This is a genomic window from Salegentibacter sp. 24 (genome assembly GCF_004362395.1).
In the GTDB taxonomy this organism is placed as follows: Bacteria; Bacteroidota; Bacteroidia; order Flavobacteriales; family Flavobacteriaceae; genus Salegentibacter.
Window position 1 is genome coordinate 90844 of sequence record NZ_SNWE01000015.1, and the last position, 16569, is coordinate 107412.

Annotated in this window: 14 protein-coding genes and 1 pseudogene; 8 read left to right on the forward strand and 7 right to left on the reverse strand. The window is 39.6% G+C overall.

Features of this window, described 5'->3' with window-relative positions; genetic code table 11:
- The first annotated feature begins 2 nt into the window (after positions 1-2).
- Positions 3-1625 carry an FMN-binding glutamate synthase family protein gene (locus DET49_RS11945; protein WP_133548335.1) on the forward strand — a complete coding sequence of 541 codons (1623 nt, stop codon included), beginning with the start codon at positions 3-5 and terminating at the stop codon, positions 1623-1625.
- Positions 1622-2143: a hypothetical protein gene (locus DET49_RS11950; protein WP_133548336.1), complete on the forward strand. Its 522-nt coding sequence runs from the start codon at positions 1622-1624 to the stop codon at positions 2141-2143. Before DET49_RS11945 ends, DET49_RS11950 begins: the two co-directional genes overlap by 4 nt.
- Here the strand turns inward: DET49_RS11950 and DET49_RS11955 are convergent.
- Genes DET49_RS11955 through DET49_RS11965 form a run of 3 tightly spaced genes read right to left on the reverse strand, consistent with a single transcriptional unit; the run spans position 2140 to position 6082 of the window.
- Positions 2140-3063, reverse strand: coding sequence for a patatin family protein (locus tag DET49_RS11955; RefSeq protein WP_133548337.1), 924 nt, complete (start codon positions 3061-3063; stop codon positions 2140-2142). The two genes, DET49_RS11950 and DET49_RS11955, sit on opposite strands and share 4 nt — an antisense overlap.
- The gene (locus DET49_RS11960) at positions 3063-3965 is read right to left on the reverse strand and encodes a patatin family protein (protein WP_133548338.1); all 903 of its coding nucleotides are present in this window, start codon (positions 3963-3965) and stop codon (positions 3063-3065) included. Before DET49_RS11960 ends, DET49_RS11955 begins: the two co-directional genes overlap by 1 nt.
- Positions 3965-6082: a M1 family metallopeptidase gene (locus DET49_RS11965; RefSeq protein ID WP_133548339.1), complete on the reverse strand. Its 2118-nt coding sequence runs from the start codon at positions 6080-6082 to the stop codon at positions 3965-3967. Before DET49_RS11965 ends, DET49_RS11960 begins: the two co-directional genes overlap by 1 nt.
- Before the next feature lie 120 nt (positions 6083-6202).
- On the opposite strand from DET49_RS11965, the gene recG reads away from it, so the two are divergent.
- From recG to pheT, 3 genes are all read left to right on the forward strand, one after another.
- Positions 6203-8302 (forward strand): ATP-dependent DNA helicase RecG, encoded by a 2100-nt coding sequence (gene recG / locus DET49_RS11970; protein ID WP_133548340.1) that lies wholly within the window; start codon positions 6203-6205, stop codon positions 8300-8302.
- 218 nt (positions 8303-8520) lie between these two features.
- Positions 8521-9435: a DUF1579 family protein gene (locus DET49_RS11975; RefSeq protein WP_133548341.1), complete on the forward strand. Its 915-nt coding sequence runs from the start codon at positions 8521-8523 to the stop codon at positions 9433-9435.
- 152 nt (positions 9436-9587) lie between these two features.
- A complete protein-coding gene (gene pheT / locus DET49_RS11980; protein WP_133548342.1) occupies positions 9588-12014 on the forward strand; it encodes a phenylalanine--tRNA ligase subunit beta in 2427 nt (808 codons plus the stop codon).
- Positions 12015-12134: 120 nt separating this feature from the next.
- Here pheT and DET49_RS11985 read toward each other — a convergent pair whose 3' ends face one another.
- Positions 12135-12722 carry a DUF4136 domain-containing protein gene (locus DET49_RS11985; protein WP_133548343.1) on the reverse strand — a complete coding sequence of 196 codons (588 nt, stop codon included), beginning with the start codon at positions 12720-12722 and terminating at the stop codon, positions 12135-12137.
- Positions 12723-12852: 130 nt separating this feature from the next.
- Positions 12853-13407, reverse strand: coding sequence for a fasciclin domain-containing protein (locus DET49_RS11990; protein WP_133548344.1), 555 nt, complete (start codon positions 13405-13407; stop codon positions 12853-12855).
- Positions 13408-13655: 248 nt separating this feature from the next.
- On the opposite strand from DET49_RS11990, the gene DET49_RS11995 reads away from it, so the two are divergent.
- The 3 genes from DET49_RS11995 to DET49_RS12005 all read left to right on the forward strand — a co-directional run bounded on the left by DET49_RS11995 (position 13656) and on the right by DET49_RS12005 (position 14891).
- Complete coding sequence (locus DET49_RS11995) at positions 13656-14384, forward strand: hypothetical protein (protein ID WP_133548345.1); 729 nt, start codon at positions 13656-13658, stop codon at positions 14382-14384.
- 77 nt (positions 14385-14461) lie between these two features.
- Positions 14462-14707: a putative signal transducing protein gene (locus DET49_RS12000; protein WP_133548346.1), complete on the forward strand. Its 246-nt coding sequence runs from the start codon at positions 14462-14464 to the stop codon at positions 14705-14707.
- Complete coding sequence (locus DET49_RS12005; RefSeq protein ID WP_133548347.1) at positions 14700-14891, forward strand: hypothetical protein; 192 nt, start codon at positions 14700-14702, stop codon at positions 14889-14891. The genes DET49_RS12000 and DET49_RS12005 overlap by 8 nt, the downstream gene beginning before the upstream one ends.
- Positions 14892-14980: 89 nt before the next feature.
- Here the strand turns inward: DET49_RS12005 and DET49_RS12010 are convergent, their stop codons facing one another.
- Complete coding sequence (locus DET49_RS12010; RefSeq protein ID WP_133548348.1) at positions 14981-15991, reverse strand: 3-oxoacyl-ACP synthase III family protein; 1011 nt, start codon at positions 15989-15991, stop codon at positions 14981-14983.
- Positions 15992-16323: 332 nt separating this feature from the next.
- Positions 16324-16569: pseudogene (locus tag DET49_RS18725) on the reverse strand (hypothetical protein); the annotation flags it as partial.

The window sequence follows — 16569 nt, forward strand, 5'->3', positions numbered from 1 at the left end:
TTATGGAAAACCTTTTTAATATTTTAGAGATAATTCCCTGGTGGGGATGGATTCTTATTTTTCTTAGTGTAATAGCGATTAAGGATATATTTTTTAACCGGGAACACACAATCAAACACAACTTCCCCATTATTGGTCATTTTAGGTACCTACTGGAAGGGATTGGCCCCGAATTAAGACAGTACATAGTAGCTAATAACCGGGAAGAACTCCCCTTTAACCGAAGTGAGCGGGGTTGGATATATGCTTCAGCGAAAAATGAAAATAATTACGAAGGATTTGGAACCGACCAGGATATTTTTTCCACCCATTATATCTTCATCAATAATTCCCTGTTGCCGCTTAAACTTAAAGAAGACCATCCCAATAATTTAGATCCGGGGTTTATTGCCTGTGCTAAGGTGATGGGAGCGTTCAATAAAAGAAAAAGACCATTTAGACCGGCTTCCATTATCAATGTTTCCGCCATGAGTTTTGGTTCTTTATCAGCTAAAGCTATAGCCTCTTTAAATGAAGGTTGTAAAGAAGCAGGAGCTTATCATAACACCGGGGAAGGAGGGCTCTCTCCTTACCATCAAAAAGGAGCTGATGTTGTTTTTCATTTTGGAACCGGCTATTTTGGCGTCAGGGATGAAAATGGAAACTTTTCTATGGAGAAAATGATAGAATTAGTAAAAAATAATAAAGAGATCCGGGCCATTGAGATTAAACTATCACAGGGAGCCAAACCAGGAAAAGGGGGTGTTCTGCCGGCTTCAAAAATCACCAGGGAAATATCGGAAATAAGGCATGTCCCCCTGGGCAAAGATGTTTTATCCCCACCAAGCCATTCAGCCTTTAACAATATCCCGGAATTGATTGATTTTATTGAACAAATAGCCGAGGCCACCGGGCTTCCCGTTGGGATAAAATCGGCAGTGGGCAAATTAGACCAATGGAAAGAATTGGCCTCTATTATGGCTACAACAAAGCGCGGCCCTGATTTTATCACCATAGATGGCGGTGAAGGTGGGACCGGCGCAGCACCTCCTAGTTTTGCGGACCATGTTTCCCTTCCCTGGATCTACGCTTTTACCGATGTATACCAGATTTTTTTAAATGAAGGAATTACCAATAGGATTGTCTTTGTGGCAAGTGGAAAACTCGGTTTTCCAGCGAATGCCGCTATGGCTTTTGCCCTGGGCGCCGACTGTATTAATGTAGCACGGGAAGCAATGATGAGTATTGGTTGTATTCAGGCACAATCCTGCCACAACAACACCTGCCCCACCGGGATTGCCACACAAAATAAATGGCTGCAGGCCGGGATAAACGTGAAAGACAAATCCCGTCGCGTGAATTACTATTTTACAAAATTCAGAAAAGAACTCTTAGAAATGACCCATGCCTGTGGCTACGAACATCCCTGTCAGTTTACCATGGATGATGTTGAAATAAATCTTAGTGATAAAAACCTCGCAAAAAGCCTGGCTGGCACTTTTTCTTATCATAAAGAAAAAGTACCTTTCCAGGGTGTTAACGTGCATAAAAACGATCCCAATTTAGGAGCAGCTTATAAGCGAAAAGAAGTCACAACCAAAGAAGCTGAGACCGAACAAACCACACCACACAATAAAAACCAATGAACCAGATCGAACTCTCTCAAATCCTACTGGCTATTTTACCGGCGCTTATCGTTGGCGGAGTAGCCTTTTATTTTTTCAGTTCTTATAATAAAAATGAAGAAAATCGAAGAAGATTTTTATTACATCGGGAAAGCCAAAAAACAGCACTGCCTCTGAAATTACAGGCCTATGAAAGAATGACGCTCTTTTTAGAACGCATTTCTCCGGGTAAAATACTATTTCGGGTAAAGCCTAATTCTGATGAAAAAGAAGCTTATGAACGCTTATTGATCAATACTATTGAACAGGAATTCGAACACAACCTCGCCCAGCAAATCTATCTTTCTACAGAATGTTGGGGCTATATAAAAACGGCAAAAAATGCAACCATCGGTATTATTCGAAAGGCCAACCAGCAGGAGAGTGTAACTGATGCTGATAAACTGAGAGAAATAATCCTGAAAAATTTAATGGAAAAAGAATCTCCAACCCAAGCTGCCCTTGCTTACCTTAAAAATGAAGTCAAACACATGATTTAAAACAAACCAAAAAAGCTTTTGCGTTTGGTTGCCAAAAACTGCAAATGCTTTTCCTTAGCGTGATCATAACCTTGCTGCCACCACTGGGTCATTAATTTTTTATTGAAAACCAGTGAGTTTTCGGTAAGTTTTGTCGGCGTATAATAGGTATTGAGTTTCACTTTCTTATTTAGAGCTGCGAGTTTCCCCTCCACGATATCGTGATATTCCACCTGATCCAGTAAAAATCCAAAAAGGTTGATCATTAAGGAAAATGGGTTTTTCCCAAGGACCTTATTATATTCCATATTTTCCGCTTCCAGGATAATTGCATCAACTTCGGTTGCCCCGCGTTTTATGGCCTCCCGAATCGGCACCACACATCCCAATCCCCCATCAGCGTATTCAAACCCGTCTTTTTTTGCAAGGCTCATAAAGGGAATGTAATTACAGCTAATCCAAATCCAGTCACAAAAATCTTCATAAGAAAAATCATTAATGGACTTATATTCTACCCGGTTCTTTGACAGATTTGAAACAGTTACAATCACATCTTCTACCTGGTTTTTGAGCTCATCGAAATTCTCCTGAGTAAAATTTCGTTTTATATGTTTTCTGAGGTTTTGGCTTTCGCCAAAAGTTCTTTTCTTGCGCACAAATTGCCAAAACATATTAAAGTAATTGATCGTCACATATTCCCGGCCTTCTTTACGTTTAACCACAAAAGGATTTATACTGAAAATCTTGCGCTGGTTTACATTGGTATAGATTTCGTAAACCTTATCAATATTGCCCATCGCCAGATGCGGAATAAGCAAACTCCCGGTTGAAGTACCCAGGAACAAATCGTATTTCTTGCCTTCCTCCTGTATTAAATACTGGGCAACGCCGCCTGCAAAAGCGCCTTTACTACCCCCTCCAGATATTACCAGTGCTCGCATTAAGGTTCAATTTGATTAATCTCCTCGTTTTTTTCTCTGGCATAAGTATAACCAGTTTTCCACCAGGACTTCATTTGTTTTTCATCAAAAATAAGGGAATTGGTAGTCAATACAGTAGGCGTGAAGTAAAAATTTATGGTAACATTCTTATTGGCAGCGGCAAATTTCCCGATTTTAATATTTTGTTTTTCAATTCTATCGAGCATGAACTGGAATAAATTGGTGATTAGTCCAAAAACATTCCTGGAAGGCATCCTGTTATAAAAGGTAGCTTCCGTTTGTAAGATTACCGCGTCTATATGGGTGGCACCGCGTTGTATGGCCTCTTCAATAGGTACCATAGTTCCCAGGCCGCCATCGGCATATTCACATCCATTTTTTTGCACCAAACTCATAAACGGAGTGTAATTACACGAGATCCAGATCCAGTCACAGAATTCCTCATATTCAAAATCTTTAACGGATTTGTATTCTACCGAATTCAAGGAGATATTAGAAACGGTCACCACGATATCCTTTGTAGAGACCTGGAGCCTTGAAAATTCTTCTTTGGTTAGCGTAGCGCTAATGAGCTTTCTCAGGTTTTTACTTTCTCCAAAAGTTTTTCTTCCTTTTAAAAAATTGCGAAACACATTAAAATGATTGATGCTAATTTGGTCGTAACCATGGCGTCGTTTGATATGAAAAGGGCGATTGCTAAAAATGCTCGACTGATCTACCGAGGTATAGGTTTGTTTTATCTTTTCACATTCCCTTAGGGCAAGGTGAGATATCAGCAAACTCCCTGTTGAAGTCCCCAAATAAAGCTCATAATCCCGCTTTAATTCCTCAATTAAATACTGGGCTACACCACCGGCAAATGCGCCTTTACTACCCCCACCCGATATGACCAGTGCCCGCATTAATTAATTTTTGATTGCAGATAATCCCACTCTTTTTGAGAAAGTCTGTCTTTTAAAGCTAAGAATTTTTGCCGATATTCTTCACGCTTTAGCAACTCGGCAAGCAATTCTCTGGAATAATTTCTAAATCTGGAAGCTGGATGCTGGGTACCCTGCATAAGGTCCAGCAGGTTCTGGGTGCTAAAACTATTTATCTGGTATAAATAGCCAAAAGCATTCTCCCGGACTTCAATGGGGTAATACTTAGCGGTATAACCCGAGAGTTCATTATAGGTTTGTTGTTTCTTTTGTGGCTGATAATTTGGTGTCACCAGGTTCAGGGTAAGCCATAGCATTCTTACATTTTTATTGGTAAAGCCTACAACCCCTTTGGTTTGATCCAGATATTGGGTGACTTGCTGTGGAAAATTCATCCATAATTTTAATAGCGCAAGTTCTTTGGTGAGGTATGACTTATCATTTAACAAAGATTCAAATTCATTTTTAAGCTCCGGTGGAATTTGCTCCATACTGCTGGCTATAGCCTGGCGAACATAAATATTGTTAGTCGCAAATGCTTTCTTATAAAGATTTATCGCCAGGTCGGAGGTTTCCCCTTTAAGCTGGTAAACCACTTCCTGCCCCGTATAATCGCTTACCGGAAAATTAAGTGCTGCACTGAGCAACTCTGATTTTTTATCAAGGGGCGTTTCCCGAAGCGCAAGCATATTAAGATGCTTTTGAATAAATTCAGATTTCTTCAACGAATTTAATGCTGCAAAACCCTGGAAAGCCGTTTGATTCAACCACTTTGACATAAAATCCGACAGATCTATATTGGCAGTCGCCTCAACCTCCGCGATAAAATTATCGGTGGTTGCGGTTTTATACTTGTAAAGCTCCAGGTAATTTTTTACTGCCTTATTAAAGGCGTCCCTACCTACTTTTTCCCGCAGCATATGCAAGGCCCAGGCTCCTTTTTGATAGTAGGTTAGGGAACTCGCACCAGCCCTGGTTACCGGCTCACCCTTTCCGCTATCGCTCATTTCCTTGAGCTGTTCCGCCCATTGGTATAGTTTCCAGTAATAATACTCCTCTCCAAAAATCTCTCTTTCGGCAAGTAAGGCGTAAAAAGTGGCAAACCCCTCGTGCAACCAATGATCGTTCTGGGTTTCTGCCGTAACAAAATTCCCGAACCATTGGTGTGCCATTTCATGGGCATTTACACTTACATAATTGCGATCTTTATAGGCGATGGAATCGGTAATAAAAGCGTGGTCAAAAATAGTGGCAGAAGTATTTTCCATTCCTGAATATAGAAAATCTCGCACCGGAGCCTGTTTGTAATTCTCCCAGGGATAAGCCACCCCGATTTCACCTTCCAGAAAATTAAAAATTTTTCTGGTATGCCGGTAGGTAGGTTCCATTTTTGCTTTATCCCAAACGGGCATATAATATTGTAAAGAAACTCCTGAGGCAGATTCAGATTCCTGAACTGCGTAATTAGCCGCAGCGAAAGCCAGTAAATAACTACTCATAGGGCTTTCCATTTGAAAATTCCATTCTTTAACCGAATCCTTTATCGCAGTACCAGTGAGCCTACCGTTGGCCATCACTTCCAATTCCTTTGGAAAATAATAAGAAATATCGAACTCTATTTTTTCCCGCTGATCATCAAATGAAGGTAGCCAGCTGGAGGTATATCTTCCCTGCCCCTGTGTCCAGATTTGTTTCGGCGCGTTTAAAGAATCCGCGATATCCCAATTGATAAAATATAAGGCATCTTTTGGTTTTACTGAAAATTTCAGTTTCAGCGAATTATTATCCGAGGCCTGTAATTGATTGGTAATCCAAATCCGAGCCCCGGAATTTCTAAAATCCTTAGACGCTCCGTTTAGCAAAACCTCTTCAAAATTTATATTCCGGGCATCAACATAAAACGAATCAATGCTTTTTAGCATGTCAAAATTGTAGGTGATTTCCCCTGAAACCTTCTTTTTTTCCGGGTTTAAAAAAATTTCTGCTTCGGCCCTTTTAAAATCGATATGATCGATTTGGTCCAGTGAATCTGCTATTGGCAATTGCCCATAGGTGTTACAAAAAAAACAAAAAAGCAGGACGAGAATGGAATATTTCATAAATAAAAACTGTACCGGCAAATTACGAAAACTAAATAAATTTATAGCTCTAGAAGATTTAGAGCTTAATTTTTAAATGAAATTCAGCCTAAAAAACCTGATTTTAATATCTTCGTTTGCATGAAGGTCAATATTTTGCAAACCCCTATAGATTACCTGAAAGGAGTCGGTCCTAACCGCGCCGATTTATTTCGGAAAGAACTTGGCATTCATACCTACCAGGACCTGGTGAATTTTTTTCCAAACCGGTATCTGGATAAAACACGTTTTTACAAAATAAACGAGTTACAGCGTAATTCATCGGAAGTCCAGGTGGTAGGCAAGATTACCAATATTAAATCGGTAGCGCAGAAAAGAGGCAACCGCCTGGTGGCGGATTTTGTGGATGATACCGGGAAAATGGAACTCGTCTGGTTCCGTGGACAGAAATGGATTCGGGAAAACTTAAAGATCAATGTGCCTTATGTAATTTTCGGAAAAACCAATTGGTTTAACGGGGTTTTTAGTATGCCACATCCCGAAATGGAACCGGTTGAAGAATATAAAAAACAGCTTCGAACCGCGATGCAACCGGTCTATCCATCTACTGAGAAACTGGCAAAATCGGGGATTACCAACCGGGTGGTCAATAAATTAATACAGCAACTCTTTGTCGAGACTAAAGGTGAATTTTACGAAACGCTTTCAACAGAATTAACCACCGAGTTAAAATTACTCCGCAAGGCTGATGCTGTCTTTAATATTCATTTTCCGCAAAGCCAGGAGTTGCTATCCAGGGCCCAGTTCCGTCTGAAATTTGAAGAACTGTTTTATATCCAGCTGCAGCTACTGATTAAAAATATGCTTCAGAAACAGAAAATTAAAGGTTTTGTTTTTGAAGAAATAGGACAAAATTTCAGTGAGTTCTATAAAAATCATCTTCCCTTCGAACTTACCGGTGCGCAAAAAAGGGTAATCAAGGAAATCAGAGCCGATCTGGGAAGCGGTGCACAAATGAATCGTTTGCTACAAGGCGATGTAGGCTCAGGTAAAACCATTGTGGCCCTTATGTCCATGTTTATTGCATTGGACAATGATTTCCAGGCCTGCCTGATGGCTCCTACCGAAATCCTGGCAATTCAGCATTACAATGGCCTTGTCGCCCTTTGTAAAGATCTGGAGGTCAATATTTATTTGCTTACCGGTTCTTCTAAAACCAAAGCACGACGTGAAATCCACGAAAAACTGGAAAACGGAGAAATAGATATTTTAATCGGGACCCATGCGTTGCTGGAGGACAAGGTTCAATTTAAGAACTTAGGGCTGGCCGTTATAGATGAGCAACATCGTTTTGGGGTGGCCCAACGTGCAAAATTATGGCGAAAAAACAAGGTGCCACCTCATATTTTAGTCATGACCGCAACGCCCATTCCCAGGACTTTAGCAATGAGCCTATACGGCGATTTGGATATTTCGGTAATCGATGAATTACCTCCAGGTAGAAAACCGATAAAAACCGTACATCGCTATGACAGTAACCGGCTTAAGGTCTTTGCCTTTATCAGGGATGAAATAAAAAAAGGCCGACAGGTATATGTGGTCTATCCCCTGATCCAGGAATCAGAAAAAATGGATTATAAGGATTTGATGGATGGATACGAAAGCATCGCCCGCGAATTTCCACAAATGCAAATCTCTATCGTTCACGGGCAAATGAAATCCAATGCCAAGGATTATGAAATGGACCGGTTTGTAAAGGGTGAAACCCAGATTATGGTAGCTACCACCGTTATTGAAGTTGGGGTAAACGTACCCAATGCCAGTGTTATGATCATTGAAAGTGCCGAACGTTTTGGCCTGTCCCAGCTGCATCAGCTCAGGGGTCGGGTAGGTCGTGGCGCTGAGCAGAGTTTTTGTATTTTAATGACCGGTCATAAGTTATCAAACGACAGTAAAACAAGGCTGGAAACCATGACGGCCACCAACGATGGATTCGAAATTGCAGAAGTTGATTTAAAACTTCGGGGTCCCGGCGATATTATGGGAACGCAACAAAGTGGGGTGTTGAACCTTAAAATTGCGGATATTGTAAAAGACAACCAGATCTTAAAATCGGCACGCTACCACGCGATGAAAATCTTAAAAGAAGATCCCAGCCTTAATTTGGAAAAAAATAAGGTGCTCCGGTTTACTTATGCCCAATTGGCAAAACATAAAAATATCTGGAATTATATCAGCTAAGCTCCAGTTGAAAAAAGGCTACTGATTTCCCCTTAATTTCTACCAAAATACAAATCTGCTTCCACGGCTATCCGGTTATTGTTCTCCTAGTAAAACTAAGGCTTTCCAAAACCAAACAAGAAAATAACCGACTGATTACTAGCGATAAGCAGGTCTTTAGGGAACTACTTTTTCCTCATTATTATGTAAATTTAAATAGAAACCAAAACATCAAAATTATGAAAACGGGAATCGATTTAAGAAAGCTAATAAGCTTGATGCTTATTTTATGTGGCGGCCTATTGTTTAGCCAGGAGGAGACCAAGGTGCCATTAGAAGAGAAATTATATGAGGAATATAAATCTAACGGGCTTGATAAAGCCATGGAGCTGTATGAGAATAAAAAAACAGCTGAGTTTGAAAGTCTGCAGGAACCATTAAATATTTTGGGCTACAAGCTGATGATGGAAGATAAAGATCTGGAGGCAGCAGAGTTGGTTTTCAAGGCCCAAATCGAAGAATATCCTGAGCAGGCCAATCCCTATGACTCTTACGGGGATCTCCTATTGGAAAAAGGAGAAAAAGAAAAGGCCAAAGAACAATTTAAAAAGGCAGCAGAACTGGCTGAAAATATTGAAGATGAAGAGGAGAAAAACCAAATGAAACAGGCTTCTCTTTCCAAACTGGCAAAGTTGGAAAATAAACACCGCCAGTTAGATTTTCTAACGGGAGACTGGGAAATCACCCAAACCGGCTATAGGGATGGCCAGGCCATGGAGGTACCTGCCAGTACACAAAACGTTAGCTATTTACCAGGGGAATCAGTCTTGAGAATTAAGCATACCAGGGAAGGAAATACTCCTTGCTGCGAAAGAATTGTGGCCTATGATGCGATGGAAGACACCTATGAAATGGCTTTCATTAGCTCGGTAAATCCTACCGGGATTGAAGTATCTGATATTAAGATCAAGGATAATGGCAACGGAAAATTTGAATTCATAGAGGATTATAATGAAAACGATACCCAGAAAAAAGCCAGGCATGAAATTACCCAAACCGATAATGACCACATTCAATGGAACATTTATGTACCAAAAGAAGGCAGCCCGGATTGGGAGCTTGTAAGTGAAATGCAGTTTAAAAGGAAAGCTTAATTAATAGTTAGATTTAATTAGCGTTTGAAAGGAGCAACTTAGGTCGCTCCTTTTCTTTTGTTATTAATACCGAAATAAGCCATAAAATTAAAACCTCAAATTATGCTAAAACTATTGGTAATACTATCTTTGCGAACTGAAAATATTGAGACATGAAAATTTCATATAACTGGCTTAAACAATTTATTAAACTTCCTGATACTCCAGAGAAAACAGGAGAATTACTTACCGATCTAGGGCTTGAGGTGGAAGGTTTACAGCAATTTCAGAGCATTAAAGGTGGTCTGGAAGGAATTGTAGTGGGCCACGTACTGGAATGTAAGCCTCATCCAAACGCGGATAAATTACAGCTTACCCAGGTAGATCTCGGAAATGATGAGCGGGTACAAATTGTATGTGGTGCTCCAAATATTGCTGCAGGGCAAAAGGTCCCGGTGGCCACTATCGGCACTACTCTCTATGATGAAAAAGGAGAAGCCTGGCCTATAAAAAAAGGTAAGATCAGAGGAGAAGCCAGTTATGGGATGATTTGTTCTGAAAAAGAACTAGGTCTTGGTCAAAGTCACCAGGGAATTTTGGTGATGAAGGACGATCTTGTGCCGGGTACTCCCGTGGCAAAGATTTTTGAAGTCGAGAACGACCAGGTCTTTGAAATCGGATTAACCCCTAATCGTGCCGATGCCATGAGCCACTGGGGAGTTGCCAGAGATCTTAAGGCCGGTTACACCCAGAAGGCTAAGAGTTTAGAACTTATTACTCCCTCGGTCAGTAGTTTTCATGTGGATAATAGAAGTCTTAAAATTCAAATCCAGGTAGAGGATTCCACCCTTGCCCCAAGATATTGTGGGGTGACAATTTCGGGGCTCAAAGTGGAAGAATCCCCAAAATGGTTACAAAACAGGTTAAAAGCAATAGGGCTAGGACCAAAAAATAACGTAGTAGATGCCACCAATTACGTGATGCATGAACTTGGCCAGCCATTACATGCTTTCGATGCTGCAAAAATAGCTGGCAATGAGATCCAGGTAAAAACCCTGGAGAAAGGCACAAAATTCACTACCCTGGATGAAGTGGAACGCGAACTTCACCAGGAAGACTTGATGATTTGTGATACTGAAAACCCATTGTGTATCGCAGGTGTATTTGGAGGAGCTTCTAGCGGGGTATCTTCGAGCACCACTCAAATTTTTCTGGAAAGCGCCTATTTTAACCCGGTAAGCGTAAGAAAAACTGCGAAAAGACATGGATTAAACACCGATGCTTCTTTTAGATTTGAACGAGGAATTGATCCAAACATTACCGAATATGCCTTAAAACGCGCCGCCCTTTTAATTACCGAAATTGCCGGAGGTGAGATAACCAGCGATATCGATGACCTTTATCCCAAAAAAATTGAAGATTTCCAGGTTTTCCTAACTTTTGAAAAAGTGAATAAACTAATTGGGGAAAACCTTGAACAGGAAACTATAAAATCTATTCTGGCTTCATTAGAAATTAGGGTGAATAACGTGACCGAAACAGGAATGGGACTCACTATCCCGGCTTACCGTGTAGATGTACAGCGAGAAGCCGATGTAATCGAGGAGATCTTAAGAGTCTACGGGTATAACAATATTAAATTTGGAGAGAAGCTAAATGCCTCAGTAGCCAATTCTTCCAAATTTGAAGATTACAAGCTTCAAAATTTAATAGCGAACCAGCTGGTGGGACAGGGCTTTTATGAAACTATGGCTAATTCCCTTACCACACCGACTTATTCGAAACTAAGTGAACAACTCAAAGAAGCTAATAACGTAAAAATGCTGAATCCCTTAAGTCAGGATCTTTCGGTATTACGCCAATCTATGTTATATTCCGGGTTGGAATCGGTGAGTTACAATATCAATAGAAAACGAAGCGATCTCAAACTTTTTGAATTCGGAAAAACCTACCATGATTTTAACTCCAGCCGCATAGAGAAGAAACATCTTTCCATTTTTATAAGCGGTAACCGAAACCCGGAACGTTGGAATACTGCTTCGGGAAAAACTGATTTCTTTTTACTAAAAGGGGTAATCCATTCAATTTTTCAGCGACTGGGAATTGATAATTTAAAACCTTCCGCGGTAACATCTGATGTATTCTCGGAAGGCCTTATATTTTCTTCTGCAAAAAACAATCTGGTTGCCTTTGGTGTAATTCGAAAGAAAGTACTGAAGCATTTTGATATTGACCAGGAAGTCCTTTATGCTGATTTTAACTGGGATGCAATGCTTGAAGTCATCAAAACGCAAAAAACCCATTTTAGCGCTATTCCTAAATATCCAGCGGTGAGACGTGATTTCGCATTATTGCTTAATAATGATGTCTCTTACGAAGAAATTGAAGCAATCGCTCTCAAAACCGAGAAAAAACTGCTTAAAGAAATTGACCTTTTTGATGTTTACCAGGGGAATAATCTACCTCAAGGCAAGAAAAGTTATGCAGTAAGTTTTACTTTTCAGGATGAAAATAAAACACTTACCGATAAACAGGTAGACAAAATGATGAAAAAACTGCAGCAAAAGTTTGAAGAGGAACTCCAGGCTGAGTTGAGATAGTGATTTAAAAATTGGCTGTTTGAATTTGACCTCGACCTAATTTGAGGTTATGATTTGTTTTCCTAAAACAGAAAAAGATTCACAAATTAATTTAAACAGCCAATTCTTTTTTAAATATGATTAGGGAAATTTTGTAAATATTTCATCGACATAATCTCTCAGGTCTCTTTCCAATCTTTTCGAGCTAATTTCCTCCTCAGGGGCTGTTCCTCGCCACAAAATCTCGTTTGTTCTCCTGTCAATAAAATCTATTACAATGGATTTTTCTTTATATGGCAGCTGTTTAATGGCATCGTCGGCAGTAATTCTCTGAATTGTAAAATAATTATCATAGGTATAATTTTCATAATAGGGCCCTATATAATGCCCGGGGCGATAATATGAAAAATTCGTATAAACAGGATTGGCATTTACGGCCACCTTTTCATCGAACATAGTGTGCACGTAAACCAGAACATCCGGTTGACGATTTTCTATGGCATATCCTTCGCTTGCCATGTTATCATTTATGGTAGCAATGATAGTTTCCTGAATTTGCTGATTATTATAATCCTGACTTAAAATAGTATCCTTGTTGGGCAGATAAGAATAGGTGTCATAATTTTTCAATTTTTTAGCAGCATCTTTAGAAATATTACTTCCGGAGCCGCAGGAGATCATAAAGGCACCTGCTAAAATTAGGGTGATAAATAGTTTTACTTTCTTCATAATTTCAATTTTTTCTTAAAATAGGTGTTCCTTTAGAATTAAAAAAGGGATAACTCCCCTTTGATATTTAATTAACAAATAAGAGCGGCCTCATAAGACCGCTCCCGTATTCTTCTTTTTCAATAGCAATTTAGTTCCCAGGCAATAAAACCGAATCAATTACATGAATAACTCCGTTAGACTGGTTTACATCCGCCGTGGTCACGGTAGCCACATTTCCCTGGGCATCCTGGAGCTTAACCTTACCGTCTTCCATCATCGCATAGAGCATTGCACCATTCACAGTTTCGAAGGAGGCTTTCCCATCGCCCTTCTTAATTGCAGCCACTACCTCGCTAGCACTATAATCCCCAGCGATCACGTGGTAAGTAAGTACAGCCTGGAGCTTTTCCTTATTTTCCGGTTGTAAAAGGCTTTCTACCGTTCCTGCAGGCAATTTTTCAAAAGCGGCATTGGTAGGGGCAAACACGGTAAAGGGACCTTCACTCTGCAGGGTTGCTACTAGATCGGCAGCCTTAACTGCAGCTACCAGGGTAGTATGAACTTCAGATTTTGAGGCATTTTCCACGATGTTTTTACTTGGATACATTTCTGCACCGCCCACCATAGTTGAACCGTTTTGAGCCATTAAGGACCCGCCGATAAACAGGAAACAAATAATTCCCAGTTGCTTTAAATTTTTCATAACAATAGTTTTTAAATGATTTATTATATAAACGAGATTCAGAATGCTTCGGTTTTTATTATAAAGCGATTTAATATTTAATTATGAATCCGTTTATTCTAATTTTTGTCTAATTTATAACTATTATCGTTAAACACTTTTTAAAATAATCCAATTAAGATAGTTTTAACTAAGATTAATCCTGAAAAATTGGATTGCAGGAATCATCATAATTACTTAATTTAGTGACAGATGCTAAAGAAAAAGAAATGAAGTTGAGTTTAGGTTTGCGTCGTACGAATCTGGAAGAACGGTTATACGAATCACGCAATAAAAGGATTTCTTCAACAAACATCCTAGCGCAGGTACAGGAAATCTTTGAACAGGAAACCCGCAGAGAAGAAGCCATTCTGGAGGAAATCCACGATGGGAATGACGGAATTAATAAATTTAACCTGGAGCTATTGGAGAGCCATAGAATCTTTCATCTCTCAGATATTGAAAAACTTTGTATTGAATATCGTCTGCGTTTTTTAGACAGTAAATTTTTTAAAGGAGAAATTCCTTATGAAACCCTGGTACGAATTAAAGCTTTAGAGAGCGCACAACAAATGACACTGAAAGGGTTTAAAATAGTTGCCCCCTCTAAATTGTTCAAGCTCGAAAATGCGGATGATCCCTTGATGTTTGCCCCTATGGGGAACGACTATTTTTATCTTATACATAAATGGGGAAATGACCTGCACCCCTTAAGAAAACTATTGATGTGGCCGTTTAAACATCTTGAAAATTTCATCGGTGTACTGCTCGCTATTAGTTTTCTAATAGCACTATTAATTCCTGATGGACTTTTTTCGCCAAAACAGACAACTACCCAGTTTTTTATGATCTTCTTCTTTGTATTCAAATGGATGGCAGGACTTTCCATCTTCTACGGATTTAAAAAAGGAAAGAATTTTAGTACTGCGATCTGGCGAAGCAAATATTATAATGCTTAGAACGTTAAACTCAGTATAAAATGCCCCGTGAGCTCTATTGTTCTTTGTATTTTAGATAGTACTAAAAACTAATAATTATGAGTTCAGACGAATCTTACGAGCGGGTTTATACCGGTTCTGATACCAATGTGCAATACTTACAGGAGCTTTTTGATAAAGCTGGAATCTCTTCCCGGGTGAGAAATGATTTTGATTCGGGTTTACGCGCGGGATTTGGTGGTGGACTGCCAGGACAGGTTCAACTTTTCGTGGTTAAAAATCATTATGACGAAGCCCTGAAAATTGCAAAAACAACCTTTCCTAAAGATTATACAGATGAGTAACCTCAAAGGAGGAAAACGCAATAAATGGTATTTAATATTAGGGATCCTATTCCTTGTCTATGGTGCATATCGCCTCTATGACCATTTAACGGCCGAGGTAACGGATAATTTTGGTGCTATCCTCGCAGTTGGATTTATCATTTTTGGGATCTATGATCTCTTTAGGTATTTCAGAAAGGTCTAACGAACTCATAGAAAAGGTTCTTTATAAGTATAGGAAAGGTCATTTCGTTAAAAACAAAATGACCTTTTCTTCCACTTAAAAAATTTTCTTTACCAGCTTATTACCGCACTTGCCCAGGTAAATCCGCTTCCAAAAGCAGCCAGGACAACGATATCTTCTTCTTTTATTTTCCCCTTCTCCCAGGCCTCACATAAAGCAATCGGAATGGAGGCCGCCGTTGTATTCCCGTATTTCTGAATATTGTTGTAAACCTGCTGGTCACTTAATTTAAACTTTTGTTGTACATACTGTGAAATACGCAGATTCGCCTGATGCGGAATTAGCATATCAATATCTTTTACTTCAAGTCCGTTTGCTTTTAAGCCTTCCATAATCACTTCAGAGAAACGCTGAATAGCATTCTTAAAGACAAATTGCCCATTCATATAAGGATAATAAGGTATATCATCCCCCTGTGGGTTTTCAGCAATAATCTCGGGAACCCAGTGCTCCGTACTCGGTCCCTTTAAAGAAAGTTCCAGCGCATGTTTGCCTTCTGAATGCAAATGGGTGGAAAGTATGCCCTCCCCATTGTGATCACTTCTGGATAGAACCACTGCTCCTGCCCCATCTCCAAAAATAACCGATACCGAACGGCCCCGGGTAGTAAAATCAAGGCCACCACTATGATTTTCACTTCCAATAACCAACACATTTTTATACATCCCGGTCTTTATAAATTGATCTGCTGTTGAAAGCGCATAGATAAATCCACTGCACTGGTTTCTCACGTCCAGGGCGGGGCAGGTATTTATAGCCAGCATTTCCTGTACCTGTACACCGCATCCAGGAAAATAATAATCCGGACTCAGGGTTGCAAAAACAATGAGGTCTATATCATCTTTGTCAATTTTGGCCCTTTCAATAGCAATCTTGGCAGCTTTCACCCCCATAATTGCCGTAGAATTGCCATCCCCTTTTTTAATATGGCGACGTTCTTTGATACCAGTTCTCTCCTGGATCCATTCATCATTGGTATCCATGATTTTCGCTAAATCATCATTGGTAACAACATTCTCCGGCACATAACTACCTACTCCGGCTATTTTAGATTGATACATATGCTATTGTTTAAAATATTTAGACCTATTGGGTTTCAATGTAAGCATTTAATAAAAAATGGATCCGCAATATAATAAAGATTAACATTCCATCGATTATGGTGCTTTGATTTTCATCATATGGCAAACCCCGGCCAGATGAATATTATAAAGAAACGTGCTTAAGGCAATTGGAGCCACTGTTCTTTGAAAAGCACAGCACAGCCACATATACAAGGAAATTTGTTTAGTTTTAAAGGGAAAGGCTGGAACATAGAAAAATAGGAAAAGCGCCACTACCAGGGATGGTATTAACGCTTTTCCACAACCTAACCAATAAATAAAACCAACAATTATGACATATAATCGCGGAACTTGTTCACCTGGATCTTCGCTTGAAGATCATGGAGTAAATTATATAGACCGAAAAATGTTCGATTGATGTAAAGGAAGTGCTTACTTCCACGGTTACCGTTCATCTTTCTTAATTCCGTGTCCTTACTAACCTGAATTCGATCTAAGGATTTAATAGAACAGTGCAATTTGATTGGTTGTTTGAGTTTCAAATTTGATCGCTGGTTTTTTTTCCTGGAAAGAAT